The 26,937-nt window shown below is 42.4% G+C and carries 28 protein-coding genes and 3 tRNA genes; 14 read left to right on the top strand and 17 right to left on the bottom strand.

Annotated elements, in window-relative coordinates; translation table 11 throughout:
• Window positions 1–5: 5 nt before the first annotated feature.
• Window positions 6–995: a P1 family peptidase gene (locus ZYMOP_RS01750; RefSeq protein WP_013933641.1), complete on the top strand. Its 990-nt coding sequence runs from the start codon at window positions 6–8 to the stop codon at window positions 993–995.
• A 72-nt stretch (window positions 996–1,067) separates the two neighbouring features.
• Here ZYMOP_RS01750 and ZYMOP_RS09630 read toward each other — a convergent pair whose 3' ends face one another.
• The 6 genes from ZYMOP_RS09630 to ZYMOP_RS01725 form a co-directional block, all read right to left on the bottom strand.
• Window positions 1,068–1,202 (bottom strand): hypothetical protein, encoded by a 135-nt coding sequence (locus ZYMOP_RS09630; RefSeq protein ID WP_255312299.1) that lies wholly within the window; start codon window positions 1,200–1,202, stop codon window positions 1,068–1,070.
• 7 nt (window positions 1,203–1,209) lie between these two features.
• Window positions 1,210–1,635, bottom strand: a complete 426-nt coding sequence (locus ZYMOP_RS01745) for a hypothetical protein (RefSeq protein WP_013933639.1) — start codon at window positions 1,633–1,635, stop codon at window positions 1,210–1,212.
• Window positions 1,632–1,856: a hypothetical protein gene (locus ZYMOP_RS01740; RefSeq protein WP_013933638.1), complete on the bottom strand. Its 225-nt coding sequence runs from the start codon at window positions 1,854–1,856 to the stop codon at window positions 1,632–1,634. The genes ZYMOP_RS01745 and ZYMOP_RS01740 overlap by 4 nt, the downstream gene beginning before the upstream one ends.
• A gap of 42 nt (window positions 1,857–1,898) precedes the next feature.
• Window positions 1,899–2,453 carry a glycoside hydrolase family 108 protein gene (locus ZYMOP_RS01735; RefSeq protein ID WP_013933637.1) on the bottom strand — a complete coding sequence of 185 codons (555 nt, stop codon included), beginning with the start codon at window positions 2,451–2,453 and terminating at the stop codon, window positions 1,899–1,901.
• Between the two features lie 199 nt (window positions 2,454–2,652).
• A complete protein-coding gene (locus tag ZYMOP_RS09185; RefSeq protein ID WP_013933636.1) occupies window positions 2,653–2,976 on the bottom strand; it encodes a hypothetical protein in 324 nt (107 codons plus the stop codon).
• 266 nt (window positions 2,977–3,242) lie between these two features.
• Window positions 3,243–3,875, bottom strand: a complete 633-nt coding sequence (locus ZYMOP_RS01725) for a glutathione S-transferase family protein (RefSeq protein ID WP_013933635.1) — start codon at window positions 3,873–3,875, stop codon at window positions 3,243–3,245.
• A gap of 243 nt (window positions 3,876–4,118) precedes the next feature.
• Between ZYMOP_RS01725 and ZYMOP_RS01720 the strand changes: the two genes are divergently transcribed.
• Window positions 4,119–5,000, top strand: coding sequence for a DMT family transporter (locus tag ZYMOP_RS01720; protein ID WP_013933634.1), 882 nt, complete (start codon window positions 4,119–4,121; stop codon window positions 4,998–5,000).
• 146 nt (window positions 5,001–5,146) lie between these two features.
• Here ZYMOP_RS01720 and ZYMOP_RS01715 read toward each other — a convergent pair whose 3' ends face one another.
• Complete coding sequence (locus ZYMOP_RS01715) at window positions 5,147–6,382, bottom strand: amino acid aminotransferase (protein WP_013933633.1); 1,236 nt, start codon at window positions 6,380–6,382, stop codon at window positions 5,147–5,149.
• A 409-nt stretch (window positions 6,383–6,791) separates the two neighbouring features.
• Between ZYMOP_RS01715 and ZYMOP_RS01710 the strand changes: the two genes are divergently transcribed.
• Window positions 6,792–8,540, top strand: coding sequence for an alkaline phosphatase family protein (locus ZYMOP_RS01710; protein WP_013933632.1), 1,749 nt, complete (start codon window positions 6,792–6,794; stop codon window positions 8,538–8,540).
• 8 nt (window positions 8,541–8,548) lie between these two features.
• Here ZYMOP_RS01710 and guaD read toward each other — a convergent pair whose 3' ends face one another.
• The 3 genes from guaD to ZYMOP_RS01695 form a co-directional block, all read right to left on the bottom strand.
• Complete coding sequence (gene guaD, locus ZYMOP_RS01705) at window positions 8,549–9,850, bottom strand: guanine deaminase (RefSeq protein WP_013933631.1); 1,302 nt, start codon at window positions 9,848–9,850, stop codon at window positions 8,549–8,551.
• An 18-nt stretch (window positions 9,851–9,868) separates the two neighbouring features.
• On the bottom strand, window positions 9,869–10,369 hold the full coding sequence (locus ZYMOP_RS01700; protein ID WP_013933630.1) for a MarR family winged helix-turn-helix transcriptional regulator: 501 nt from the start codon (window positions 10,367–10,369) through the stop codon (window positions 9,869–9,871).
• Window positions 10,370–10,527: 158 nt separating this feature from the next.
• Window positions 10,528–11,529 carry a GDP-mannose 4,6-dehydratase gene (locus ZYMOP_RS01695; protein ID WP_013933629.1) on the bottom strand — a complete coding sequence of 334 codons (1,002 nt, stop codon included), beginning with the start codon at window positions 11,527–11,529 and terminating at the stop codon, window positions 10,528–10,530.
• A 124-nt stretch (window positions 11,530–11,653) separates the two neighbouring features.
• On the opposite strand from ZYMOP_RS01695, the gene ZYMOP_RS01690 reads away from it, so the two are divergent.
• Window positions 11,654–11,728, top strand: a tRNA-Gln gene (locus ZYMOP_RS01690).
• 111 nt (window positions 11,729–11,839) lie between these two features.
• Here the strand turns inward: ZYMOP_RS01690 and ZYMOP_RS01685 are convergent.
• On the bottom strand, window positions 11,840–13,378 hold the full coding sequence (locus tag ZYMOP_RS01685) for a glycoside hydrolase family 32 protein (RefSeq protein WP_013933628.1): 1,539 nt from the start codon (window positions 13,376–13,378) through the stop codon (window positions 11,840–11,842).
• Window positions 13,379–13,596: 218 nt separating this feature from the next.
• Between ZYMOP_RS01685 and ZYMOP_RS01680 the strand changes: the two genes are divergently transcribed.
• Window positions 13,597–13,671, top strand: a tRNA-Gln gene (locus ZYMOP_RS01680).
• Between the two features lie 94 nt (window positions 13,672–13,765).
• Here the strand turns inward: ZYMOP_RS01680 and ZYMOP_RS01675 are convergent.
• On the bottom strand, window positions 13,766–14,659 hold the full coding sequence (locus ZYMOP_RS01675) for an aldose 1-epimerase family protein (protein ID WP_013933627.1): 894 nt from the start codon (window positions 14,657–14,659) through the stop codon (window positions 13,766–13,768).
• 148 nt (window positions 14,660–14,807) lie between these two features.
• Here ZYMOP_RS01675 and ZYMOP_RS01670 point away from each other — a divergent pair.
• From ZYMOP_RS01670 to clpX, 5 genes are all read left to right on the top strand, one after another.
• Window positions 14,808–14,892, top strand: a tRNA-Leu gene (locus ZYMOP_RS01670).
• Window positions 14,893–15,005: 113 nt separating this feature from the next.
• Window positions 15,006–16,490 carry a trigger factor gene (gene tig, locus ZYMOP_RS01665; RefSeq protein WP_013933626.1) on the top strand — a complete coding sequence of 495 codons (1,485 nt, stop codon included), beginning with the start codon at window positions 15,006–15,008 and terminating at the stop codon, window positions 16,488–16,490.
• An 18-nt stretch (window positions 16,491–16,508) separates the two neighbouring features.
• A complete protein-coding gene (locus ZYMOP_RS01660; RefSeq protein ID WP_013933625.1) occupies window positions 16,509–17,459 on the top strand; it encodes a glycosyltransferase family 2 protein in 951 nt (316 codons plus the stop codon).
• Window positions 17,460–17,548: 89 nt separating this feature from the next.
• Window positions 17,549–18,184 carry an ATP-dependent Clp endopeptidase proteolytic subunit ClpP gene (clpP, locus tag ZYMOP_RS01655; RefSeq protein WP_013933624.1) on the top strand — a complete coding sequence of 212 codons (636 nt, stop codon included), beginning with the start codon at window positions 17,549–17,551 and terminating at the stop codon, window positions 18,182–18,184.
• Window positions 18,185–18,330: 146 nt separating this feature from the next.
• Window positions 18,331–19,599, top strand: coding sequence for an ATP-dependent Clp protease ATP-binding subunit ClpX (clpX, locus tag ZYMOP_RS01650; protein WP_013933623.1), 1,269 nt, complete (start codon window positions 18,331–18,333; stop codon window positions 19,597–19,599).
• Window positions 19,600–19,653: 54 nt separating this feature from the next.
• Here the strand turns inward: clpX and ZYMOP_RS01645 are convergent, their stop codons facing one another.
• The 3 genes from ZYMOP_RS01645 to ZYMOP_RS01635 are packed head-to-tail and all read right to left on the bottom strand — an operon-like array spanning window position 19,654 to window position 21,554.
• Window positions 19,654–20,256 carry a GNAT family N-acetyltransferase gene (locus ZYMOP_RS01645; RefSeq protein WP_013933622.1) on the bottom strand — a complete coding sequence of 201 codons (603 nt, stop codon included), beginning with the start codon at window positions 20,254–20,256 and terminating at the stop codon, window positions 19,654–19,656.
• A gap of 10 nt (window positions 20,257–20,266) precedes the next feature.
• Entirely contained in the window at window positions 20,267–21,109 is an 843-nt protein-coding gene (gene hemF, locus ZYMOP_RS01640) for an oxygen-dependent coproporphyrinogen oxidase (protein ID WP_013933621.1), read from the bottom strand.
• The gene (locus ZYMOP_RS01635; protein WP_041581621.1) at window positions 21,096–21,554 is read right to left on the bottom strand and encodes a tRNA (cytidine(34)-2'-O)-methyltransferase; all 459 of its coding nucleotides are present in this window, start codon (window positions 21,552–21,554) and stop codon (window positions 21,096–21,098) included. Before ZYMOP_RS01635 ends, hemF begins: the two co-directional genes overlap by 14 nt.
• 169 nt (window positions 21,555–21,723) lie before the next feature.
• Between ZYMOP_RS01635 and petA the strand changes: the two genes are divergently transcribed.
• From petA to ZYMOP_RS01620, 3 genes are read left to right on the top strand one after another with little or no spacing between them, the layout of a single operon-like run.
• A complete protein-coding gene (gene petA, locus ZYMOP_RS01630) occupies window positions 21,724–22,281 on the top strand; it encodes a ubiquinol-cytochrome c reductase iron-sulfur subunit (protein ID WP_013933619.1) in 558 nt (185 codons plus the stop codon).
• An 11-nt stretch (window positions 22,282–22,292) separates the two neighbouring features.
• Window positions 22,293–23,585 carry a cytochrome b gene (locus ZYMOP_RS01625; RefSeq protein WP_013933618.1) on the top strand — a complete coding sequence of 431 codons (1,293 nt, stop codon included), beginning with the start codon at window positions 22,293–22,295 and terminating at the stop codon, window positions 23,583–23,585.
• 1 nt (window position 23,586) lies between these two features.
• Window positions 23,587–24,426 (top strand): cytochrome c1, encoded by an 840-nt coding sequence (locus ZYMOP_RS01620; protein ID WP_013933617.1) that lies wholly within the window; start codon window positions 23,587–23,589, stop codon window positions 24,424–24,426.
• On the opposite strand, the gene mtgA is transcribed toward ZYMOP_RS01620, so the two are convergent.
• Window positions 24,395–25,111 carry a monofunctional biosynthetic peptidoglycan transglycosylase gene (mtgA, locus tag ZYMOP_RS01615; RefSeq protein ID WP_013933616.1) on the bottom strand — a complete coding sequence of 239 codons (717 nt, stop codon included), beginning with the start codon at window positions 25,109–25,111 and terminating at the stop codon, window positions 24,395–24,397. The genes ZYMOP_RS01620 and mtgA overlap by 32 nt on opposite strands.
• Before the next feature lie 142 nt (window positions 25,112–25,253).
• On the opposite strand from mtgA, the gene ZYMOP_RS01610 reads away from it, so the two are divergent.
• On the top strand, window positions 25,254–25,748 hold the full coding sequence (locus ZYMOP_RS01610) for a c-type cytochrome (RefSeq protein WP_013933615.1): 495 nt from the start codon (window positions 25,254–25,256) through the stop codon (window positions 25,746–25,748).
• 6 nt (window positions 25,749–25,754) lie between these two features.
• Here ZYMOP_RS01610 and nagA read toward each other — a convergent pair whose 3' ends face one another.
• Window positions 25,755–26,900, bottom strand: coding sequence for an N-acetylglucosamine-6-phosphate deacetylase (nagA, locus tag ZYMOP_RS01605; protein ID WP_013933614.1), 1,146 nt, complete (start codon window positions 26,898–26,900; stop codon window positions 25,755–25,757).
• Window positions 26,901–26,937 lie beyond the last annotated feature (37 nt).

Raw genomic sequence — 26,937 nt, 5'->3', positions numbered from 1 at the left:
GACCCATGCCCGGCCTACGTAACCTTATCACGGATGTTGAAGGGATACTTGTTGGTCAAGCGCATGATGAAGCCGTTGTCAGCGGAGTAACAGTGATTACATGTCCTTCTTTATGGACAGCGGCGGTTGATATTCGCGGCGGGGGGCCTGGGGGACGGGAAACCTCTGTTTTAGATGCTGAAAATCTTGTCGGGGGTCTTCATGCACTTGTGTTTACCGGCGGTTCTGTTTTTGGATTAGCTGCCGCGGAGGCTGTTACTGTAGAATTAGCCTATCGCGGTGAGGGACTAAAACTCAATCCTCAACATTATCCAGTACCTATTGTTCCGGCGGCTGTATTATATGATCTTGCGAATGAAGGGGATAAAAATTGGGGCAAGCGACCCCCTTATTATCACTTGGGTGTCAAAGCCCTTAAGGCAGTAGCCGCGGATTTCAGTCTAGGATCTGTTGGGGCGGGACGGGGCGCTATGGCGGGCCATGTGAAAGGCGGTATTGGCTCGGCTTCACTGGATTTAGGGGGGGGCTTGATTGTCGGCGCGCTTGTTGCTGCCAATCCTGTTGGTTCTCCTTACATGGCAGATAACCAAAGTTTTTGGGCATGGCCTTTTGAAATTGGTCAAGAATTTGGTGGGAAAAGACCGGATAGTTCTTTTTTGGCCAATCCCGATATTTTTCCAGATGAAGGACGACTTACGGATATGGCTCGCCTAAAGGGAGGGGCTAATACGATGTTAGCGGTAATCGCAACAACAGCCAAGCTTAACCGAAACCAAGTCAAAAGATTGGCCATAATGGCACAGGACGGGTTTGCTCGTGCCGTACGCCCTGTTCATACCCCTTTTGATGGGGATAGTTTATTTGCGCTTTCTTCCGGTGCTATTGATATAGGGGAGGACAAAATGGCGAATATCGAAGTGGCCCGCATTGGATCGGCTGCCGCTGATTGTGTGGCGCGTGCTATCGCGCGCGCTGTTTACCATGCCAATAAATAATAATGGTTGTCTCTGTTTTATTCTACGCCTGTATAGAAATAAAAAATACAGGCGTAGAATAGGTTAGAATTATTAATGGCTATTATCTTTTAAAGATAATTTTTTCTGAACTTCTGCGGCGGCCTGTAATTCCAATAATTGTAATCTGATACTACCGGCGACCTGATAAAGGTTAACACTGCCTTCCATCCACTGCGCTGCTGTCAAGCTATTGTCAGGGTTGTGCGGAAAGGCTGGCAGCGTTGGGGGAGGCGTCATCAGGCTGATTGGTAAGTCCGGCATTGGCTGCACGACGTGCGTTGTCGAGCAAGCGGGTAGCAGCAGCATTACCGCAAAGAGTTTGATAAATCGGCTGCGCAACCACTTTTTGCACATTTTCTCTAATAATCCTTATTTTCTGAGCCTGATCCTGTTGTTTCTGAAGGGCTGTATTGGCCAGAGTATTAAGCTGTTGTTGCGCTTTAGCGGCCTGCTTTTGAACAAGCGCGATGGCCTTTTCATATTGGGCTTTTTGATAATGGCGACCTCGACGATAGCCGTCGTGATGAATAAGCGCTATTACCAAGATAATTGCTGAAATACAGGCAATCGGACGCCATGATCCTTTTAAAAAAGACCATATTAAGGATATACTGATCATGATGCGCCATTAGCTCCATGATCGGAAATATTTTTGCTACCTTGGTCGCTAAAAGAAATCAGCGTGCCGCCGACGGTCGCCATACCGATACCTTGAGCCATATTATTGATCCAACCCATATCGTGCCCCAGCAATGTGCCCGTCACGATGAGTAAACCTCCCCATGTGGTGCGTTCTTGTAAGCGTCCCTTTATCCAGCGTATTACGGTGTAAAAACGCATGTTTTTGATCCTCTCTATTTTTGTTCATGTTTTGTTCTAATTTTATGTCATCGTTAACCACCATGCACTATCAGGTCGATAACTATTGGTGCGGTTATTCCACCCTTTTAAGAAACGAGGCTGATTGAGCGTGCTATCAAAATTTTCTCGACAATCTGCCCATAAATTGGCCGCTTGGACTTCTCCATAATGATGCAACCATTTCTGATAAGCAGCGATGGTAGTGGGGCCTATGATCCCATCGGCATCGACTTTAATCAGTCTTTGTAATAACCGGATAGCGGTTCTAGGCCCTGATCCCCACGCTTTATCCAGTATTGAAGCTGTCACCCGATTCCACGGTAATTGATTAAAATTAAAGGCTTGGTAATATTGAGTAAGACCAATTTTAATCGCCTCGTCTTCAGTAAGCGCGGCCATGTCCTTGGCCGTAATTGTTGGGCTGTTGCGTTCTTGGGAAAGCGCCGCCGCTGTTATCCCATATTTCGAGCCGACAAGTTGACCTTGCCACCAATTACCTTGATCTGCGGGATCAAGCGATAAGCCTCCTTCCCAATGGTTAATATACCAATGAATAAAATCAGCAGGCGTCATCATAAGACGCCCTCCAACAGAATAAAGACACAACGAAAATGTCCACTTCTGTTAAAAGCAAGATCATAATTAATTTCCAAAATGTAAATAAATTAAAAAAATAGCTTAATGTGTAGAGGAAGGGCTATTTTTACTATTTTAAAGCACAAAAAAGGACTGATAGCTTAGGCAATCAGCCCTTTTAAATTTAGAGTTATTGCCGTTATTGTATGTTTTTAGATTGAAACCCACGAGAGGTTGCCATCGTAATCATATCAGCAGTGGATACGATATGCCGTCCTACTAACCATACATCCGATTCAAAAGTCATATCGACAATGTTCGCGTGGCACACGGGGACATAGCCTACACGACGTAAATGATTAGCCGCCGAATTTTCAAAATTTTCGCATGAAGATGTCTGCTCCAAAGAGGTGAAATCTTTAGAGCAGGCACGATGCGCTATCTTTGTTGTATAAAGTGATGATGATAGCGATGGAGCGGAGGAATAGGTCTCATAAGAGGTTGCCTGTTCAGAATGCCTCATAATCGAATACTCTTGTTCTTGTTATGTTCTATAAATATCAAGAATGAGAGATGTAGGAAAGAAGTCAACGATAAAATATCACTTTTGTTGGAAAATTAGTATTTTAATTACTTTTTAATAAGTTATTAATTATTAAAATTACAAATTAATAGAGCGATAAATTTATTTATAATTTTTTTAAATAAAAATTTTTATTAATTGAGATTAAAACGGCATAGAGAAAATCTATGCCGTTTATAAAATACAAAAATAATCTATTTTTAAAATTAGGCTTTCATACTAGGACGAGCCGAAACAGCTTTATACCAACGATGAAGATGTGTCAGTGCTGAATCGGGCGTTATATCAAGGCGCTTTTTAGCAAGATCGATAGCTACTACAGCCGTAATATCAGCGATCGAGAAATGATCACAGGCTGCATAGCTGTGTTTTTCTAACAGGCTATTCAAATCTTCAAAAAAACTAAAAGTTCGTTTCTTTCCTCGCTCGGCTAAAGCCGGAATTTGTTCGTAGCTATGAGGGCCTGTAACTGCATGGCCTTTTAAATTACTATTACTGTTACGGGTCGCATCTACTACTGAAAAATAACCATCTAATTCGATACGTCTTTCCCACATGCTGATGATCGCCCGCTCTTCAGCTGTAGAACCTATAAGCGGATGATCAGGATATATCTCTTCAAGATAACGGCAAATAACAGGCACTTCACCAATAGCGGTACCGTCATCCAGCAATAAAGTGGGTACAACACAATAAGGGTTTATCTTTTTGTACTCATCAGAAAACTGCTGACCAGAAGCAAGATCGACCTGAATGGTTTCGATATTAATAGATTTTTCTGCGATAAAGATACGTACCCGACGTGGGTTGGATGCGCCGTTATAATCATAAAGTTTCATCCGCTTCCCTTTCTATATAGCTCTCGATTTTCTTACGCCTGTTTGCACAAGGCTGCGATATTTTCTGTATAATTTTGAAAGAAAAATTCGGATAAAAGACGACTGAAAAAATAATAAGGAGGTTTTCCAGAGGTGTTTTTAACCCTCTTTTTTTATTCTATTTTTTGAAAGATAATTTTGATTTGTAATAACATTACAAAAATGTAAGAGCGACAAATTCAAGACAGAATGAAGCGGGGGATCATGGATAAACTGTGGAATAGCGCGTGGCTTACATTATCGCTTGCCGCCTTTATGTGGGCTAGCAACTTTGTAATTGGCCGAATTATTCCTGTGTCGATACCGGCTGTTAGTTTGTCTTTCTGGCGCTGGGCCTTATCTTGTCTTATTTTATTCCCTTTTGTTGCTTCTTCCTTGAGAAAAGAATGGCCATTCATTCTCAAATCTTGGCCTATTATTCTTTTATTAGGGGCGACAGGTCAGGCGGGTTCTAATACTTTTGCCTATCTTGGCCTTCATACGACAGGGGCAACGGTCGCTCTGTTGATTCAGTCTGCTACACCCGTTGCTATTTTACTCTTTGCTTTTTTTATCTATGGGGAAAAGCCCAGCCATAGACGTATTATGGCCATATTTTTTGCTTTTACAGGTATTCTTTTAGTTATTCTTGCGCGAGGCAGCGGGGGCGCAACAGCGACTATAAGCGGGTTACTTCTTTTAACGGGAGCGATGTTATTGCAATCGCTTTACGCAACACTTTTACGTCATAAACCCCCTATCCATCCTTTTGTCCTTCTGTTTACCTGTTTTTTTGCAGCTTTTTTAGTGTTGCTTCCTTTTCAGGTAACGCAAGGCGTAAGTCTGCCATTCCACGACTACAAAGCGCTATTAGCAATTGTTTATCTGGCGATTGGCCCATCCATTTTTGCCTTTATGTTTTTTAATAGGGGGGTTCATCTTATCGGTGCTAGTCGAGCCGCTGTATTTTTATATTTGATGCCTGTTTTTGGAAGCTTGATTGCCGTTCCTTTTCTGGGTGAAAGATTAGGGTGGATGCATTTGGTCGGTTTTCTCTTGGTCGGGATAGGCTTCTTTCTATCGCGAGAACACCAGAAGCATTATTAACTTTTTTTCTGAGACGAGCCGGATAGTTAAAAAAAGCCCTTAATTCTGATTAAGGGCTTTTTCAGACTGGTGATAAACCTTGTTATTTTTTTGTGGAGTTTAATGTTACCGTGAAGGTTATTAGAGACATCACAGCCTTGATTTTTTTAGAGAACTGATTTTACCGCTTCGATAAAGGGGTGAAGGGTCTTTGATGTTAGTCCGGCTATATTAATACGGCCTGATGGTGCCATATAAATTGCCTTTTCAACGCGTAACCGGGTAATCTGTTCAGAAGAGAGCGGTAAAATTGAAAACATACCTTTTTGCTGACTTAAAGGTCTAAAATAGGCGTCTGCCTGGGCTAACTGGTCGCGCATAGTCTTGATACGATGCTGCATTTCCTGCAACTCTGTTGACCAAGAGGGGCGCAAAATATCACTTTCAAGAATAATTCTAACAATAGCAGCGCCGTGATCCGGCGGCATAGACCAAGTCGCCCGTGCTAAAGAAGTAAGATTAGACTGAACTTTTTCTGCTACAGTTTTATTTTCGGAGAGAACATAAATGGCACCTGTTCTTTCCCGATATAAGCCAAAATTTTTATCACAAGAATAAGTGATGATAGCTTCATCAAGCTGATCTAGCAAAAGCCGTAAACCACGTGCGTCTTCATCCAAGCCATCACCTAATCCCTGATAAGCCAAATCAATGATAGGGAGTAAACCTCTCTTAGCAATAACCGCTCCTATTTCTTGCCATTGATCCAAAGTCAGATCACATCCAGTCGGATTATGACAACAGCCATGTAATAAAACGGCATCCCCTCTTTTAATTTGTTTCAAGGCATCCATCATAGCGGAAAAATCAATTTCACGCGTTTCAGCTTTATAATAAGGATAGCTAACAGCTTCTAAACCCACTGCGGCAATTAATTGACCGTGATTAGCCCAAGTAGGTTTCCCATAATGAATTTTGGTATGCGGATTAGCCGCTTTAATAAGATCAAAAGCCAGCCGTAATGCCCCTGTACCCCCAGGGGTTTGTAAGCCTGAAAGACGATTCTGGTATGTATACTCTGTCCCAAAGATAATGGGCATTAGCTGTTGAAAGAAAACAACATCACCCACAGACCCCAAATAAGATTTACTATTTTGGGTATTGATCAAATGAACTTCCGCCGCTTTAACCGCTTTCATAACGGGCGTATGACCTTGATCATCACAAAAAACACCGACCCCGACATCAATTTTGTTTTCACGTTTATCCGCACGACAAAGTGCAATTAACGCTAAAAGAGAATCTGCCGGTTGGCGTTTTAACTGTTCAAAAACAGCCGAGCCTTTTTCAGAAGATAAGGGAGAAGAAAACTTCTCTAATATTTTTTCTATATGATCGGTCATAAACTTCTTCTCTGACTTCTTTTACAACAAAGATTGTAGGCAAAAGCTGTTTCTTTAAACAAGAAAAAAATGATTATTTTTATAATAAAATAAAAGTTTTTCAATTTTACTAATTGTAATTATAATTATGTTATTAAATTTTATGTTTTTTAAATAAAAAATATTATTACTAATTTTATTAGTGAGTTTCTTTTTGAAAAAATAAAAATGTTAAAAATATATAAATTATAACCTTAAACAATTAAAGGTTATAGATGAATATTTACCTTTTAATTCAAAATAAAAGGTCATTGTAAAGATTATCCTATCTTTTACCTCTTTCTATATTTTTTATTATTATTGTTTTAGAGAGAGGCACGATAATTCCGATCAAGCCCCTACTTACCTTTATGAAAATAAGGATAAGCTTTTGCTTTCATATTCTTTTTTTCGGCTGCTGCGTAGCCGTTTGCCCCTCCTTGCACTGATAGCTTATATGCCTGTATCCATGCTGGAAGCGATCGCCGATGCAGCGCCGCCCGCAAGCGTTTCAGAGACAATAGCTGATTCTACATTAATCTCTGACAAGGCTGTGGGGGCTTGGGTAGGACAACATTTGGTCGTTGCAATATCAGTTGATCAATTTTCTGCTAATTTGTTCTCGGAATATCGGAATCGATTTAGGTTGGGGATGAAACAGCTACAAAATGGTGTGGTCTATCCGATAGCCTATCATAGCCATGCCGCCACACAGACATGCCCCGGACATTCTGTTTTATTGACGGGAGATCATCCGTCAAGAACAGGTATTATTGCTAATCATTGGTATGATCTCTCTTTAACCCGTGCGGATAAGAAAGTTTATTGTAGTGAAGATCCTACCGTGGCCTTTACCGATTCTAAAAATTACAAAGTTTCTATCCAATATTTGAAAGTTCCAACCCTTGGCGATCGTATGAAAGCCCTTAATCCCCACAGTCGGGTCATTTCTATAGCCGGAAAAGATCGGGCTGCCTTAATGATGGGAGGACATTCGATTGATCAGGCGTGGTTTTGGAGAAAAGATTCTTATGTAACTTTGCCGGATCAAAAAGCGCCGATGCCAGCTAGTGTAAAAATAGTTAATGAACAGATAAATACACTGTTACAACAAGATGAAACGCCTATTATGCCTTCATTTTGTGCTGATCATGCCCTTCCATTAGAGTTAAATAACCATTTTATTATCGGGAAAACACCCGTATTTCGTAAGGCCGGTGATTTTAAAACTTTTCGGTCTACACCGGATTATGATCGTTCAACGACGGATATAGCGGTCGGATTAATTGATGAATTAAAACTTGGACATGGTAATGCACCTGATCTTTTAACTATCAGTCTTTCTGGCACAGATGTAATTGGCCATAAATACGGAACAGAGGGTGCAGAAATGTGCACTCAAATGGCCGGTCTTGATGAAAATATTGCCAAAATCATCGCTGCCCTTGATCGTAATGGCGTGCCTTATGTTTTGATGTTAACGGCTGATCACGGCGGCCTTGATACACCGGAACGGGCTAATCTACGCGGTATTCCGACGGCCCAACGAGTCGATGCTCGTTTGACACCCAGTATAATCAGTTCCAAATTGGCTGATCGTTTCCATCTTGATCCGAACCGTCCTCTATTATTTGCGACCAGTCCACATGGAGATTGGTATATTTCCCGTGATATATCACCCGCTATTAAAACTCAGATTATTGAGGCTGCAAAAGCGGAAATAACGGCTTATCCGCAGGTTGCCGCCGTCTTTACCGCCTCGGAACTGAATAAAATTGCGATACCCACTAAGTCACCCGAATTATGGACTTTAGCCGAACGGGCAAGAGGATCCTTTGATCCGCTACGATCAGGAGATCTTATTGTTCTGTTAAAACCGCGTGTTACACCTATTGCCAAAGTGAACGGAGAAGGGGAAGCCATTGCAACTCATGGTTCACCTTGGAATTATGATCGTCGTGTGCCTATTCTATTCTATGCCCCCAATGTCTCAGGTTTTGAGCAACCTATGCCGGTTGAAACGGTCGATATTATGCCTACTCTATCCGCCCTTATTCAGCTGCCTCTCAAAAAAGGTGAAGTCGATGGCCGCTGTCTTGATCTCGACCCCGGAAAAGGATCGACTTGTCCGACAGAATAATCTTGGAATCAGGATGGGCGCATAGCCGGTTTTTCCCATAATGGCTTACCTTTTATATAGCTGGCCGCAATGACCCTATCATCCCCCATTATTTGTAAGGCAAAAAGCTTTTCTGCTAATGACGCATCAGCCGTTCGCCTTGCTAATAAGGGGGTTGCTGCGGGATCAATCACGATGAAATCAGCTTCCTGTCCCACCGTTAAGGCGCCGATATAACGATCGAGCCTTAATAAACGGGCCCCTCCTAATGTCGCCAGATAAAGCGCATGAAAAGGGTCAAGGTTATAACCTTGCAAACGACATACCTTATAGGCTTCGCCCATGGTGGCTAATAACGAAAAACTTGTCCCTGCGCCTATATCGCTGCCAAGGCCTATTTTAACCGAGTGCCGTTGGGCTTCCATAAAGTTAAATAAACCCGAGCCTAAAAATAAATTAGAAGTAGGGCAAAAAGCAATGCCTGCACCGGCGTTAGACAAGCGTTCAAAAGCTGAATCTGTCAGGTAAAGGCAATGGGCAAAAACACTTCTGTCGGTTACAAGACCGAAATGTTCATAAACTTCTAAATAATCACGGGCTTTTGGAAAACGTTCTTTGACGGCCGCACATTCGGCTTTAGTTTCCGCCAAATGGGTCTGCATAATTATATCGGGATATTCATTTAATATTTGGCCTGCTCCGGCCAATTGTTCCGAGGAAGAGGTTAAGGCGAAGCGGGGTGTTACAGCATAATTTAAACGCCCATGGCCCTGCCAGTGCTGAATTAAAGTTTTACTGTCTAATAATCCGCCTTCGGTGGTATCTGCAAGATTTTCGGGACCTAAATCCATTAATACTTTGCCGACAATAATCCGCATGTCCGCTTTAAAAGCGCTTTCATAGAGTGCTTCTACCGACTGGGGTTGTGATCCAGCAAAAACCAAAGCTGTCGTTGTCCCGTTACGCAAACATTCGTTTAAAAAAAATTCTGCCGTTGTAAGCGCATAGCTTTTGTCTTGAAATTGCGCTTCAATAGGAAAAACTTTTTTTTCAAGCCATCCCAGTAAAGTTTCACCGCCAGAAGCGATACAATCGACCTGAGAATAATGGATATGGCTGTCAATAAAACCGGGCATTATCAGATGATTGGGAAAATGGGTTACCGGAAGGTCAGGAAAGTCTGAGGTTATTTTTTCTGTAGAGCCGCGTGCAATAATAATGCCTTTTTCAATAACAATAATACCATCTTCTTGATGATTAATCGCTTTTGATCCGACAAAAGAAGGATCATCATTTAATGAAAGAAGTTCACCCCGAAAACCACGCCGCATTTTCTATTTCCTTATATTTCAATCATAGGTGCGAAGCGCAAGGACAGCATCTCTGATCTCAACCGATAATAGATTTTCCAAGACGTTCCAAAATCCTGTCACTGCATTTGGGCCAGATTCGGCATAGGCTTTCGCCATTTTTTTCTGAATTTTGCTAAATAGATTAGCTTCTAACGCGATACCGGCTTGGGTTAATTTCAATAAGCGACATCGCCGATCCTGCTCACCCTGTCGGACTGTCACTAAATGGCGTTCTGATAATTCGTGAATAACCCGTCCCAAGGATTGTTTAGTTATATTCAGTAAGCGTAATAGTTCACTTACGGAAAGATCAGGTTTTCTAGCCATAAAATAAAGCGCACGATAATGGGCTTGGCCTAACGTATTTTCTTCTAATAAATTGTCGATAGCCCTAAAAGCAGAACTATAACCAAAATAAAGTAGTTCAATACCCCGTCTTATTTCCGCTTCACGCAGGAATAAAAGGGAATCGGCTGGTGATGAAAAAGAATCCTTCATCGATAAAGGGCCTTCTTAATAATATAAAAATATTTAATTAAAAAAAATTGAGCAAAAAATTAAGGGAAGCTATTTTTTCTTTCATTATTAAAGGATAACTTCTTACGATTCATCTTTTTTAAGGATTTTTATAAATTTTTTATCGGTAAAATATTCTACTATATCCTATCATGGTAATGACAGAACCATTCAACAAAACGCGGAATACCGTCTTTAAGAGAGGTTTGTGGTTCAAAACCAATATCCTGCTTGATCGCTGTAATATCTGCATAAGTAGCATAGACATCACCCGCCTGCATGGGTCTTAATTCTTTAATTGCCTTACGTTGACAGGCTTGTTCAAGCAATTTGACCATATCTTGGAGCTTTTCAGGACGATTATTCCCAATATTATAGAGAGAATGGGGATTGATACTGCCGCCGGCTTTTTCTTTGCCATCATCAACCGGTGGATGCGCTAAAACACCTAAAACACCTGAAACAATATCATCAATATAAGTAAAATCACGCTGCATATCACCGTGATTGAAAAGCATAATGGGCTGGTGATTTAAAATACTCTGAGTGAAAATCCACATGGCCATATCAGGTCGTCCCCATGGCCCATAAACCGTAAAAAATCGTAATCCGGTAAGGGGCATTCGATAAAGATAGGCATAGCTTTCGCTCATCATCTCGCCAGCCCGCTTCGTTGCAGCATAAAGAGAAACTGGATAGTCTGGCTGGCTTTCTACTTTAAACGGTAACAAAGAACGGTTGCCATAAACAGAAGAGGATGAAGCATAAACCATATGGGCAATAGCTCGATGTCGCGCTAATTCCAATATATTGAGATGCCCCATTAAATTGGATTCACCATAGGCTTTTGGATTAATAAGAGAATAGCGGACGCCAGCTTGTGCGCCGAAATGAATGATCTGGTCAAAATCATGCTCTTTCAAGATTTCATTTAGTCGTTGTGCTTCTGAAAAATCAGCTTTGTAAAATTGAAAGGAGCCAGAGGTAATTTTATCCAGCTGTAAAAGTCGTGCTTTTTTTAAGGCAGGATCATAATAATTATTGAGGTTATCAATGCCGATAACCTTTTTTCCCTTTTCCAAAAGGGCTTTCGCGGTATAGCTACCAATAAAACCTGCAACACCTGTAATGAGGATAGCCATAATAAAGGGTCCTTTGCCCTTGAAGGGACATTTTTTAGGCTGGAAAGAAAATTTTTAAAAATCAAGGCTTTTCAAGCTGATTTCTATTGTTATAAGGAAAACCGTTCTGCTGTTCAGTAGATATTGGGGCGTAGCCAAGCGGTAAGGCAACGGGTTTTGATCCCGTCATGCGCAGGTTCGAATCCTGCCGCCCCAACCATTTTCTTCAATTTTTTTTGTGGTTTTTAAATTAGCTCTCTTGAGAAATAAAAAGAGGGTCCACCCCGCAAGCAAACCCAAAATCTGAAATAACTTCACTCAAGTGATCTCTTTATGGGTGATAATATAGAGCATTAGCGTCTTGTAAAACCCAACTTTTAAAAGAATCGATTATCATTTTGCCTTCGATAGCAAAAAGAGAGGCTCCCATACTGTCTTTTTCGGGGAATATCCGGCTGCTTATTGTGTATCGACCAGAATAAGTATCATCACCTACAAAAATTTCCACCGAAGAGCGGTCTAAAAAAATGCGAAGCGTCAGTTTATTCGTCTCTGGTAGCGGGCAGCTTCGTATTCCTTGGAGATTCTGACCGGAACGATTCCGGTCTAGAACGATACGCTTTTGACTTTGATCAATATAAATTACAGTTTCCTGCCCCTGATTATTGGTTCTAAGCGCTAATCCGGCTTGAGCGGCATTGCTTTTTCTAAGGTCAATAATAAGTTCGATTTCTTGTAAGGGAGAATTAAGCCGAAAATGATGTTTTTCATTGTTAAGCGTGGTTATTGCATGCGTTTTTTCAGATATTCTTAAATTTTCGATCTCTTTTACGGGAGTCATAAGAATGTGGTTATCAACAAGCTGTAATTCTCGTGGTAAAGTCATACTACCGGCCCAACCATCCCTTTGGCTTGGTTTATTACTTTCCCACATATCAAACCATGCGATCAAAATTTGCCGATCTTTTCCGTCTTCAAAGCGTTGTGCGGCATAAAAATCATGACCATAGTCTAGTTCGGTAAAAAAAGTTTGGGGCTTAAATTGATTTTCTACCCATGATCCAACAATATAGCCGTTTTGATATAAATTACGGTTTTGATAGCCTTGCGGTTCTAAACCTTGTGGTGAGAACATCAAAATATGATGGCCATTTAATGGAAAGAAATCAGGACATTCCCACATATAAGAACGCATACCCGCCGGTAATCTTGAATCATCAGACAGAAGCGTGCCTGAAAAGCTCCAATCCCTTAAGTTTTTACTACTATAAAGAGCAACATGCCCTGTCCCTTGGTGATGATCATCATCAGTACGATAACCAATGATTAGAAACCAGTGATCCTTTTCTTGCCACACACGGGGATCACGAAAATGACAGATAACCTTTTCGGGTGGCTCCGAAAGTACAATACCGTGTTTTTCAAAGTGGATGCCATCTTGGCTTGTAGCGATACATTGCACTTGACGAATAGTTTCTGGTTCATGAGGCTTGTTGGTTATAATGTGCCCTGTATAAATTAGGGTTAATGTCCCGTTATCATCGATAGCACAGCCTGAAAAACATCCATCCTTATCATACGCATCACCAGGCGCTAAGGCGATGGGCAAGGTTTCCCAATGGATAAGGTCAGAACTTTTAGCATGTCCCCAATGCATAGGGCCCCAGACAGGTGCGAAGGGATAATATTGATAAAAGACATGATATTCCCCTTTAAAAAAAATTACACCATTAGGATCATTCATCCACCCTGTAAGAGGCGCCAAATGATAGCCGGGATACCACCGAGAAGATAAAGCCGTGACGCTGCCTTTTTTCTGTGTTTCATTCGCTTTTATCAAACGTTGATCATAAGAAATAAGCTGCGTCACACAAAAACTCCCAAAAATTAGAGATTTTTAAAACAAAAAATTAATTTTATTGGAAGTTAGATCATCTTAAATAGAATTACGAGAAAATCTATTTTCTCTCTTAGAGAATAAAAATTCTTTCTAACGATTTTTTTAATAATCAAGGCTTTTCAAATAAATTTTGAACGCTATAAGACAGCGCTTCTTAACAAAAGAAATTTTATCCTTGATTTATCTGATGGGGCGTAGCCAAGCGGTAAGGCAACGGGTTTTGATCCCGTCATGCGCAGGTTCGAATCCTGCCGCCCCAACCAAATATCTTCTTAAAATAGAAAAGAATGAGGCCATAAGTTAAAAATAACCTATGGCCTGATCCCATCTAGATTACAAAAATGCGTAAAAACTAATTTACTTTTCTAACGCCGATTCATCAGCATTAATTTCTATTTCTATACCAAAATGACGCTCTTTAGCCGGTTCAATAGTCACAATTCCCGGTTTTTGAAAAATATCACCTTGGAAATCGACCGGATCTGAATGTCCTTGCCATGGCTCAATACAGAGATAATTTGCGCCGGGTTTCATCCATAAAGCAAGAGAGGGCATCAAAGGGAATCGTACCACAGCCCCTTTATAACCGGGTGCACCCATCCAAACTGCTCGACTGGCGACTTTATCAAAAATCAAGGCATCTTCTTTAAAAAGATCATCCTTTAAAATAACGGTTCGGTCATGCACAGGATTCTCCCTCGGGCCGGTAAATAAGCCCTCTGCATCAACACCTGCAATGCTGCCCGTTTCTGCTTTTTCAAAAAGAACCACATGGTTTTTTCGATCTGCCCCGGTGGGAAGCGGCCAACGTAAGGCAGGGTGGAAACCAAAACTGGCAGGCATGGAAGAATCGCCCGTATTGGTTACTTTAACATCAATAATCAGGCTGGCCTCTTTAAGACGATAATCAATTTCAAGCGTGAAAGGGAAGGGATAAACGGCACGAGTCTGTGAATCGTCTTTCAGTTGAAAACAAACATGGTCTGTTTCCAAGATAATGACATCAAATTCCTTACGGCGTGCGAAACCATGACGCGGAAGGTCATAGCTTTTATCGCCTAAATGATATTGATTATTGACTAAAGTCCCAACAATCGGGAACAAAAATGGGGCATGTCCACTCCAGATGGCAGGATTTCCATCCCATAGCCATTGCTGGCCCTTGGCATCCTCAATACGCTGCAATTCGGCACCTAATGTCGAAATATCGAGCGCCAACGAATTATTTTTTATAGTGATTAGCTTGCTCATGACCGGCTTTCATGGCATTTTTTTTTTGAAACTGCTACTTTTAATCAATCTTGAAGCTATATCGGTAGGAATATTTTAAGAGAAAGCAACGTCGGGCTTGCTCTTAGGGAAAGTATTGTTATAGACCTCGCCAAAAGATTTTAACTTTGCGGGCGTGGCGGAAATGGTAGACGCGCTGGATTTAGGTTCCAGTATCGCAAGATGTGGGGGTTCAAGTCCCTTCGCCCGCACCATCATTTTCTATTCAGGAATCTTATCCTGGAAACAGCAACATTTGTGTCGAGTCAGTTCGACACAAATATTTTTTGGCTTTTAGCAGAATTCAGAAATAAAGGTTCGTTACGAAATGCAAACTGTCGAAACGTTAAATGAAGGCCTAAAGCGGAACTATACGCTGACCATTACGGCAGATGAGATTCGTAAGCGAATCGATAAAGAAGTGGCGGATGCAGCCCCACGCGTAAATATGCCAGGCTTCCGTCCGGGTAAGGTGCCAGCGAAACTGGTTCAAAAAATGTATGGTGCTTCTATTGCTCAGGATGCGCTTAACGGTGCCCTGCAAGAAGGCGTTCAGCAGCTTTTGAGCGAAAAGGGTGTAAAACCCGCCATGCAACCAGAAATTGAACTGGCAGAAGGCTATGAGCTGGGTAAAGATGCAGAATTAAAGGTAAAATTTGAAATTTTGCCTGAAATCCCTGAAATTTCTTTGGATGCCCTGAAGCTAGAACGGCTTACGGTTGAGGCTTCAACGGCTATCATCGACGAGAAAATCCAAGAATTTGCTACCCAGCAAAAAAGCTTTGATGATGCGCCAGAAGGCCATGCGGCTGAAAAAGGTGATCTGGTCGTTATCGACTTTGTTGGTAAAGTCGATGGCGAAGCTTTTGACGGCGGCACCGGCTCGGATATGAGCGTCGAAATTGGGGCAGGTCAGTTTATCCCTGGCTTTGAAGACCAGCTTGTCGGCATCAAACAAGGTGATAGTCGCGTTCTTAAAGTTTCTTTCCCAGAAGATTACAGTGTGCCTTATCTTAAAGGTAAGGCCGCAGAATTTGACGTAACGGCTAGCGATGTTCGCATTCCTCACGAAGCAAAAGTAGATGATGAGTTTGCTAAATCCTTAGGTCTTGAAAGTTTAGATCAGCTTCGCGATTTAATGAAAGGCCAGATCGAACAGGAATTGAACGGCCTGACCCGCACCCATATGAAGCGGAAACTGCTCGATCAATTAGCCGATAGTTACAATTTTGAAGTTCCATCCCAGATGGTCGAAGCTGAATTCAATCAGATTTGGCAGCAGTTAGAACATGCCGCCAGCCATGAAGAAGATTCAGAAGCTGCCTTGGCTGAAATGGAAAAGGAACGCCCTGACTATCGGGCTATTGCAGAACGTCGCGTCCGTTTAGGCTTAGCGCTTTCTGATATTGGTACAAAAAATAACGTAGAAGTAACGTCTTCTGAAATGAATATGCTTATTTCTCAGGCGGCACAGCGTTATAATCCGGCTGACCGTCAGCGTTTCATGGAATATCTGCGTCAAGAACCTATGGCTGCAGCTCAGCTTCGTGCACCGCTTTATGAAGATAAAGTCGTAGATCTTCTTTTCGAAAAAGCAGAAATCACCGATCGCGCTGTTACGCGGGAAGAGTTAGAAGCCGCTATTGAAGCTGATGACGATAGCATCGGCAAAGCGCATAATCATGACCATGATCACGATCACGATCACGATCATGCCAAAGCTAAACCAAAGGCGAAAAAGGCTTCTTCCAAGAAGAAAGAAAAAGAAGCTAAAGAATCTGAAGAAAAAACCTCAGATTCTGCGGCTAAATAATCAAAGGCTTAAGACAAGGTGCAACCCAGCTTAAAGAAAACGCCTTACAAAGTAGCTGTATTGTTGCCCTGCCATAATGAAGAAGCTGCCATCGGTAAAACGGTGGCAGCTTTTCGTCATGCACTCCCAGATGCTTCAATTTATGTCTATGACAATAATAGTAGCGATAATACCGTTGCTGTTGCCCAAGAGAATAAGGCTATTGTTCGTTCGGAACGGCTGCAAGGGAAGGGGCATGTCGTTAGACGGATGTTTGCGGATATTGATGCCGATGTCTATATTTTAGCCGATGGGGATGCCACCTATGATGCCGATGCGGCGCCCAAAATGGTCACGATGCTTTGTGATGAAGGGCTGGATATGGTAGTAGGCATCCGTCAATCAGTTTCCGACCAAGCCTATCGCCTGGGGCATAAATTAGGAAACAGAATTCTTAATTTTATCCTTGCTTGGTTATTTGGTCATAGTTTTACCGACATTCTGTCTGGTTATCGGGTTTTTTCAAGACGCTTTATTAAAAGTTTTCCGTTATTAAGCACCGGATTTGAAATCGAGACTGAAATAAGCGTCCATGCTTTAGAACTTCAGATGCCAGTCGCTGAAGTGGATACACGCTATAGTGAAAGACCAGAGGGTTCTTTTTCGAAATTATCAACCTATCGTGATGGCTGGCTTATTCTTTTAACTATTTTTTCTTTATTCAGGCTTAAGCGGCCGATGCTCTTTTTTAGCAGCATAGGGTTATTATTGGCTATAGCCGGTATAGCCCTTGCGGTTCCGTTGATGATTACCTATTGTTATACAGGCTTGGTTCCGCGTCTTCCAACCGCCGTTCTTTCAACGGGCCTTGTTATTCTTTCCAGCCTTTCTTTTGCCTGTGGCCTTATTTTGGATACGGTCGTTTATGGACGACGAGAGGCCTTGAGATTAGCTTATCTTACACAACCAAGTCCTCATGAGATTTTTTGAATGAGAAATGAGCAATCTTTGGGGCTTGAATAAATAAGCAATAGCGACAATCTATAATTTTCGCCAACTGTTAAGGACTCTGTTTTTCCATGAGCCATGATCACGCTGATATTTTTAATGCTTTGGTGCCTATGGTTGTCGAACAATCAAACCGTGGCGAACGTAGCTTTGATATTTATTCCCGTCTGTTACGCGAACGCATTATTTTCGTAACAGGTCAGGTCGAAGACCATATGGCTTCTGTGATTTGCGCTCAGCTTTTATTTTTGGAAGCTGAAAATCCAAAGAAAGATATTTATCTTTATATTAATTCACCGGGTGGTGTAGTGACAGCGGGTCTCGCTATCCACGATACAATGCAATATATCCGTCCAAAAGTCGGAACGCTTTGTATTGGTCAGGCTGCCTCTATGGGTAGCTTCCTGCTGGCGGCCGGTGAACCCGGAATGCGCATTGCAACGACTAACAGCCGCATTATGATTCATCAGCCATCAGGCGGTGCGCAAGGTATGGCTGCGGATATTGAAATTCAGGCTCGTGAAATTTTACGCATGCGCCACCGTTTGAATTCGCTTTATTCGAAATATACCAACCAGCCTATCGAAGAGATCGAAAAGGCTATGGATCGCGATAAATTTCTTGAAGCCGATGAAGCACAGGCCTTTGGTTTAATCGACAAGGTCTTTGACAAGCGTCCAGCCGCTTCTGAAGAAAAAGATAAGTGATTCTAACCTAACTCAATCTTTTTATACCGCTCTTTTGAACCTTTGCTGCAATTTTTCCGTTTTTCGGATTGCGGCAAAGGGAAAACAGGCGCTAAAATGGTCTTGGAATGGATGAAAGCGGCTAAAGAGCCGCCAAGGATGATGTTATGACCAAACTGAGCGGCAGCGATTCCAAAAGCACGCTTTACTGTTCTTTCTGCGGCAAATCGCAGCACGAAGTCCGTAAGCTTATCGCCGGGCCGACAGTGTTTATCTGCGATGAATGTGTCGAATTATGTAATGACATCATTCGCGAGGAAACCAGAGGCGCTTTGCATAAAAGCGATGGCAGTGTGCCAACGCCACAGGAAATCTGTACGATTTTGGATCAGTATGTTATCGGACAGAATAAAGCCAAGCGGGTGCTTTCTGTTGCGGTACATAACCATTATAAGCGATTAAATCATGGCGGAAAAGATGCCGATGTTGAACTCGCTAAATCCAATATTCTGCTGATTGGTCCTACGGGTTGCGGTAAAACTTTGCTGGCTGAAACGTTGGCACGGACTTTTGACGTACCTTTCACCATGGCTGATGCCACGACTTTGACCGAAGCTGGTTACGTCGGGGAAGACGTTGAAAATATCATCCTGAAATTATTACAGGCAAGTGATTATAACGTAGAACGGGCACAGCGCGGTATTGTTTATATCGATGAAATCGATAAGATTACCCGAAAATCAGATAATCCTTCTATCACACGGGATGTTTCCGGTGAAGGGGTTCAGCAAGCCTTACTGAAATTAATGGAAGGGACTACCGCATCGGTTCCGCCTCAGGGAGGACGCAAGCATCCTCAACAGGAATTTTTACAGGTCGATACGACCAATATTCTGTTTATCTGTGGGGGCGCTTTTGCCGGCTTAGATCGAATTATTGCTGATCGTCTGGAAGGCAAATCAATCGGTTTTGGTGCCCATGTCGCCAGCCCCGATGAACGGCGCACTGGAAAGATTTTACAGGAATGTGAACCGGAAGATCTGTTGAAATTCGGGCTTATTCCAGAATTTGTAGGTCGTTTACCTGTTCTTGCAACGCTGGAAGATCTTGATGAGGCCGCCTTGGTGCGCATCCTCACTGAACCTCGGAATGCCTTGGTAAAACAATATCAGAAGCTTTTCGAGCTAGAAGATGCCAAGCTTGAATTTACCGAAGATGCCTTGGTGGCTATTGCCCGTAAAGGTATTGAACGTAAAACAGGGGCACGCGGTCTCCGTTCTATTTTAGAAGGTATTTTGCTGGATACAATGTTCGAGCTACCTTCTTTAGAGAATGTGTCAGAGATTATTGTAGATAAGGATGTAGCAGAAGGCCGCAAAGAGCCGCTTCGTGTTTTCGCTAAAAAAGATAAAGAGGCCAGTTCAGGCGCTGCTTAAAATACTATTCCTTAATTTGAATTAGAAGAGGCTGCTGCTTTTTTGCTGTAATCTTTAAAGGATAACAGGAATATGAGGAGCGGCCTCTTTTGGTAAAAGGCCTGTTATACGCGGATCAGAATGAATCTCTATCATCCGTTGAAAGGGTTTAAAACCATGGCGTTGGTAAAAAGATAAAGCGGAAGGATGATCAAAACTACAGCTATGGAGCCAGATGCGGCGGATACCAGGCTGCCACGCTTTTTCTAATGTCATACCCATTAACTGATTTCCTATCCCCTGACCGATATAATCCGGTGAAAGGCCAAAAAAGGTAATTTCACATTGACCTTTTTCGCGAAAATCTAACTCGGATATCCCAATAGTTTCGGTCTTTTCAGCATTGAACACACGGTAAATTTCAATTTTTGGATGGTGAATAAGCGCTAGTAAAGCGTGTTCTTCTAATTCCAGCCGAGAAAACCATAACCATGGGCTACCAATTTTCTGGAAAATTTCTTTATATGCTTCAACGCTTGGTCTTATCCAACGGCTTAAAGAAAGATTTTTTTCAGGGATCGATCTTAAAGAAGAAAGGGCACCGTCGGGTTGTTTTACCATTTCTAAAGCGGTTACTAAAGAAGCGAGTTGTCCTTTTTTTAAGGGGAAGAAAGCCATAGCCTATCCTCTATTTCCAAACGGCTTGTGGCGGCAGGCTCATAAGAATAGCCTCGATATTTCCACCTGTTTTCAGACCAAAGATAGTCCCTCGATCATAGAGCAGATTAAATTCAGCATAACGGCCTCGATATATATTTAATCGCTTAAAATCTTCTTGATTAGGTAAAATATCCTGTCTTCTTGCGACTAATTTAGGAAAAATATCTAAAAAAGCTTCTCCAACGTCGCGCGTAAAAGCAAAGTCCGATTCAAAATCTTTGTCCAAATAGTCATAAAAGATACCCCCAACACCCCGTTTTATATGGCGATGGGGAATGTCAAAATATTCTTCTGCCCATTGGCTAAAACGGGGATAATAGTCAGGATTATGCCGATTGCACATCTCTTTTAGATGATGATGAAAATCGGAAGTATCTTGTTCATAAGGGGTAGAAGGGTTGAGGTCGATACCACCACCAAACCAGCTTTTTGAGGTTCTTAGAAAACGACAATTCATATGAATATTCGGCACATGGGGATTCGCCATATGCGCGACCAAGCTTATACCCGTTGCAAAAAAATGAGGATTCCGTTCTGTCCCGGGAATTTTTCGTGCAAAATCAGCTGAAAAACAGCCCCGAACGGTAGAAATATTGACGCCTACCTTTTCAAAAACCCGTCCATTCATCAGGCTACGAACACCACCACCGCCATCTTCTTCTATTTCTTCAGATTGTCGCTGCCATGGAACGAATGTAAAACAGGCATCGCTTCCGGCTTCTTGTTCTATGGCCTCAAAACGTGAACAAATCCTATCTCTCAAATTTTGGAACCAATGACAGACGGATTGTTGTTGCTCATCTAACTTCATGAACAAAACCTTTAGTTTGGCGCAGCGCTTCGGCAAGTGCGATCCCCGCTGAAACGGCAATATTCAAAGATCGGAATTGAGAAAGAAGCGGAATCCTGACCTGTCGGGCGGCAGCCTGATGCACAAAGTCAGGCGCACCCGCCGATTCTGATCCAAACAATAAAATATCCTCTTTTTGAAAATCCATCTCAGGAAGGCTAATATCGCCCGAGGTTGTCAGTAACACTAACCGCTCTTGTCTTGCCTGTAAAAAGGCGTGCCAATCATCATGCCTAATAGGGGGTGCCATTTGGGCATAGTCCATACCGGCGCGTTTTAAGGCACGATCGGAAAAAGCAAAACCGCAGGGTTCGATAATATCGACACCCACCCCGAAACAGGCCGCAGTTCTAAGAATAGTTCCGACATTACCGGCAATATCCGGTTGATATAATGCTATTCTCATCATTGGATTATAATAATAGTTGGAAAGTTATGGTGAAAAAGTTTATTAAGAATATTAATAATTTTCATCTCTATCTCAATCCTACATCATAAATGGCTCAGAAAAGTTGCTTTTCTGCTCGAGGGTCATCTAAAGACAGCAATAACCAGGGGCAAGGAAGGGGAAATCTATGTCGTCTTCTCAAGATGGCTTGTCAAAGGATATGCATCCCATACGCCGTCGAGATTTTTTGAATATTGCCGCTTGTGGCGTAACGGGGGTTGGGATTTGTGGTGCGGCTGTACCTTTAATTGCTCAGATGAACCCTTCTAAAGATATTGTGGCACAGGCTAAAACGGAAGTAGATATTACGGCTGTCCAGCCAGGACAGACATTGAAAGTTGTCTGGCGTGGTCAGCCCGTTTTTATCCGGCATCTGACAAAACAAGAAATTACAGAAGCCAACGCGGTGTCTCTTTCAGATTTGCGCGATCCAGAGACGCTCTCTCAACGTACCAAGCCAGGAAAGTCAAATTGGCTTGTTACGATGGCACTTTGCACGCATCTCGGTTGCATCCCTTTGGGGGGTAATGTTGGTGAACCTCGTGGCGAATATGGAGGCTATTTTTGCCCCTGTCATGGTTCTGCATTTGATACTGCCGGTCGGATCAGACGGGGGCCAGCACCGACAAATCTTGTTGTTCCGCCTTATGCGTTTATCAGCAATTCTGTCATTTCAATTGGTTGAGCTTCTCTATTATGACGATACCTCCGCATAAATATCAGCCTAAATACCGTTTTACGAAATGGCTTGATGATCGCTTACCCCTTATCCGTTTGTTCCATGACGTTATGGGCGGCGGGTATCTTGTGCCCCGTAATTTAAGCTGGTTGTGGAATTTTGGTGCCCTTGCCGGTATCGCGCTTACCCTTCAGATCGTCACAGGTCTGGCCTTGGCTATGCATTACATTGCCAGCAGCAGTGAGGCTTTCAATTCAATCGAAGCGATTATGCGTTATGTCAATCTAGGTTGGCTTATCCGCTATGGGCATATGGTAGGGGCCAGTCTGTTTTTTGCGGCGCTTTACATCCATATGCTGCGCGGGATCTATTATGGTTCTTATAAAGCCCCACGAGAAATGATTTGGTTGATTGGCGTTGTTTTGTTCATGTTATCCATGGCAACAGCCTTTTTAGGATATACCTTAGCTTGGGGACAAATGAGCTATTGGGCTTCTCAAGTCATCACAGGTCTGTTTTCTGTTGTTCCTTTTTTTGGGGAGCATATCCGTATTTGGGTATTGGGTGGGTTTACGCCGAATACAGCCACCGTTAACCGCTTTTTTGTACTGCATTTCACGCTTCCCTTTGTCATTCTTGGAGTCGTTGGGCTTCATATCTGGGCGTTACACCGGAAGGGCTCAGGTAACCCCACAGGTATCGAAGTGACAAAAGCAGAAGATGTCGTTCCCATGCATCCTTATTACATTGCCAAAGATGCCGTGGCAGTGGGCGTGTTTCTTCTGATATTCTGTTCTTTACTGTTTTTTTGTCCTAATATTGTTTCTGATCCAGATAATTATGTTCCGGCCAACAATCTTGTCACGCCGCCCCATATTAAACCAGAATGGTATTTTTGGCCTTTTTACGCAATTCTACGCTCTTTTACGGTAGATTTTTTATGGGTCCCTGCCAAAATGTGGGGCGTAATCGGTATGGGATTATCTGTCTTTTGCTGGTTCCTCTTACCCTGGCTTGATAACGCCCCAGTACGATCAGGGCGTTATCGTCCGTTATTCCGTTTGTTTTTCCTGTTTTTTCTGTTGGATATGGCAATTTTGGGTTTTTGTGGAAGACAACCTGCCGAAGAGCCATGGATAAGGTTAGGTCAGTTCGCGTCGCTTTACTATTTTGCTTTCTTTTTTGTGATTTTACCTGTTCTCCCAGTCTTTGAAAAAACTTTACCCGTTCCAAAATCCTTAGAAGAAGCAGGCTATCCCAAGACAACAGTGCCCTTAAATCAACCACCTAAAAAAGGGGAGGGTGCCTGATATGCTTACTATTCTTCGCCGCATCGGCTGCCTTCGCCTATTGGCTATTCTTGTGGGGTTAGGGCTTGTTCTCACTTTATTGATGGGGATAGGACAACCCCGTTTAAAACAGGTCGATGATCCAACAAGACACTATCAGAAACCGTTAAAATCATTGTCTTTACCCAGTGATGGTTTAATGGGTCATTTTGACAAATCGCAATTAAGACGTGGATTTACCGTTTTTCAAGGGATTTGCGCCTCTTGTCATAGCTTAAATCAGGTTCATTTTCAGGATCTGTCGGAAATAGGCTACAATAAATCCCAGATCGAAGCGTTGATGCAAGAATGGATCAACCGTATTCCAGATGTCGATCATAATACCGGAGAAGCGCTTATGCGCCAGCCGGAAATGAACGACCGGATAACAGGGCCTTATTACAATCCTCTTGGAACTAGCGGTATCACGACAGCACCTGATTTATCTTTGATGGTAAAAGCCCGTAAAGGCGGTACCAAGCATATCTATTCTATTTTAACCGGTTATGAAACTGAACCGAAAGAAATAGAACAACGCTATCCACAATTTAAAACACCAGAAGGCAATTTCTATAATCCTTATATTAAAGGCCTTCATATCGCGATGCCAATGCCTCTTTTGATAGATAATCAAGTTATCTATGAAGACGGAACGAAGGCGACGGTGGATCAAATGGCCAAAGATGTCACCGCCTTTTTGCAGTGGTCTTCGGAACCGGAACTGGAAAAACGCCACCATATTGGCTTTGGCGTTATAGTCTTTCTCTTAATAGCAACAGGGCTGGCTGTCATTATTTGCTATCAGATATGGCGAGATGTTTAGCTTTTATAGTGTTGAAAAGACAGCGGTTGAGCCCTGATTTTTCAACGGTTGCCATTCGGCTTTGAATGATATTGCCATAGCGGCGCACAAAACCTTTCGGCATATTAGCGGTGCGTTTTTTAGGTAAAGGAAAGACCGCCGCTAATCTTGCCGCTTCCAAAGTCGATAAATGGCGGGCATCATGATGGAAATAATGCTGTGAGGCCGCCTCTACGCCATAAATACCGATGCCGGTTTCGGCTATATTAAGATAGACTTCCATAATCCGGTGCTTTGACCACAAATGTTCTATTAAAAAAGTAAACCATGCCTCAATGGCTTTACGAACGTAGCCGCCATTCTGCCAAAGAAAGGTATTTTTAGCGGTTTGTTGACTAATGGTTGAACCGCCTCGGATATGTCCGCCGCTAGCATTATGTTTTGCCGCCTGTTCAATAGCCGTAAAATCGAAACCATGATGGTTGCAAAAGTTACTGTCTTCGGCGGCGATAACCGCATCTGCCATTTTAGAGTCAATATCTTCCAAAGAACGCCATTTTTGATTAATGCCATAACCAGCCACAGCATTGCTTATCATGGTTAAGGTAACGGGTGGCCTGACAAAACTATAAACCATCACCCATAGTGTGCTTAAAAGAGCGAATGATAAAACAAGCTGTCCGATAAAATAGAGAAGCCGGAACATCGCATAATCCTGCTCTATAAAAATTTTATATTTAAAAACAGAATACTTACTTTCAGGGTTTATAAGGTAATTTTTAAGATTTATAGTTATTTATGATCATACAGTTACAGATTTTATAAAATTATTAGAGAGGGAAATAGTGATGATAAATTTTACCCGAAATACAGTGCTTTCAAAACTGTTTTTCGGGACAATTTTAGCACTTATGCCTCTGTTTCTGGAGGGCGTCCTAGCTGCCCCACCAGGTATCGTGCCTTATATGACCAATTGTTCGACCTGTCACCAAACCAAGGGGGAGGGGTCAACTAACTTGGCTCCAAAATTAAGCAACCGGATCGGTAAAATCGCCTCTTTTGACGAAGGCCGTCGCTATATGCTTTCGGTTGTCTTCAATGGTATGGCAGGCCGTATTGTAGTGGACGGGATGCCTTTTTTAGGGGTTATGACGCCTTTGGGTCATCTTAAAGATGAAGATATTTCAGGGGCTCTTAATTACATTTTATCTTTGCAGAATATGCCGCAAATAAAACCATTTACGCCAGCCGAAGTGAAAGCCGCCCGATCACTGCCCAAAAAGTCAGCCCCACAAATGACTATTGAACGGCAAAAGCTGATCGCGGCACATGGATCATTTTAGCGCTTTTTAAACGGCTTTTCCGGCTATCCAAACGCTTTGTGGTTTAAAATACGTATCGAGCACAACAAAATCGGCTCTTTTTCCTATAGCAATGACCCCTCGGTCATCTAATTTTAAAAATTGCGCTGGCGTAGAAGAGGCCATACGCGAGGCCTCTTCTATAGAGACATGACCCATTTTAATCATATTGGCGAAGGCTGTGGACATATCTAAAAGAGAACCCGCCAATACCCCGTTTTCGTCAGTGATGCGACCTTGGTCACGATAGATCATCTGACCTTGTAACATAAAGCTGTCCCGATCCCATCCCGTTAAGGGCATAGCATCGGTCACCAACATTAATCGATCCGCTCCTTTTGCCTTAAAGGCAATACGAATATTGGCGGGATGAACATGCTGACCATCTACAATAATTCCGGCATAAACGCCTTCATTATCCAAAGCTGCCCCAACCATAGAAGGCGCACGGCCAGTATTTTGGGACATAGCATTGAATAAATGGGTAAAACCGCGTGCCCCTTTTTCAATAGCTTTTTGCGCCGTTTCATAATCACTATCAGAATGACCAATGGATACTAAAATACCGGCTTGAGACAGTCTTTCAATAATAGAAAGAGGCATTGTCTCAGGGGCTAGCGTCAGCATTATTTTAAATAGCTTTTTATTTTCTACAGCGGCTTTGCATAAAAAATGGATATCTTCTTCAGCTATAGATCGAATTTTACTTTGGGCATGGATACCTCGCCGTTTCATCGCAATGAAAGGCCCTTCAATATGAAGGCCTAATATCCCTTGAATACCCGTTTTAATAGCTTCTTTGGTCGCGGATAAGGCTTTTTTAATAACGTTGAGATCTTCGCTGACCAAGGTAGGAAGTAAACCCGTTGTCCCGAAATGCCGATGGGCGGCGGCAATAACAGCAATTGTTTCTACACTCGGATTATCATTTAACAGGCATCCTCCGCCACCATTTACCTGAATATCAATAAAACCCGGTAAAAGTAGTTGATTTTTAAGATCAAGACAGGAAATCTGCGGATCAATGGGTTCTTTGGTAATAGTTTTAATCAAACCCTCTTCGATTAAAACAGAATGATCAGGCAGAATACCCTCTGGTGTTACTATCTGACCATGAGTGAAAGCAAACCGCATCGTCCGTCTTTCTTGAAACTGATATTAAAAATTCTTT

Source organism: Zymomonas mobilis subsp. pomaceae ATCC 29192 (assembly GCF_000218875.1).
GTDB lineage: Bacteria > Pseudomonadota > Alphaproteobacteria > Sphingomonadales > Sphingomonadaceae > Zymomonas > Zymomonas pomaceae.
This window is presented reverse-complemented; position numbering and strand designations above follow the sequence as displayed.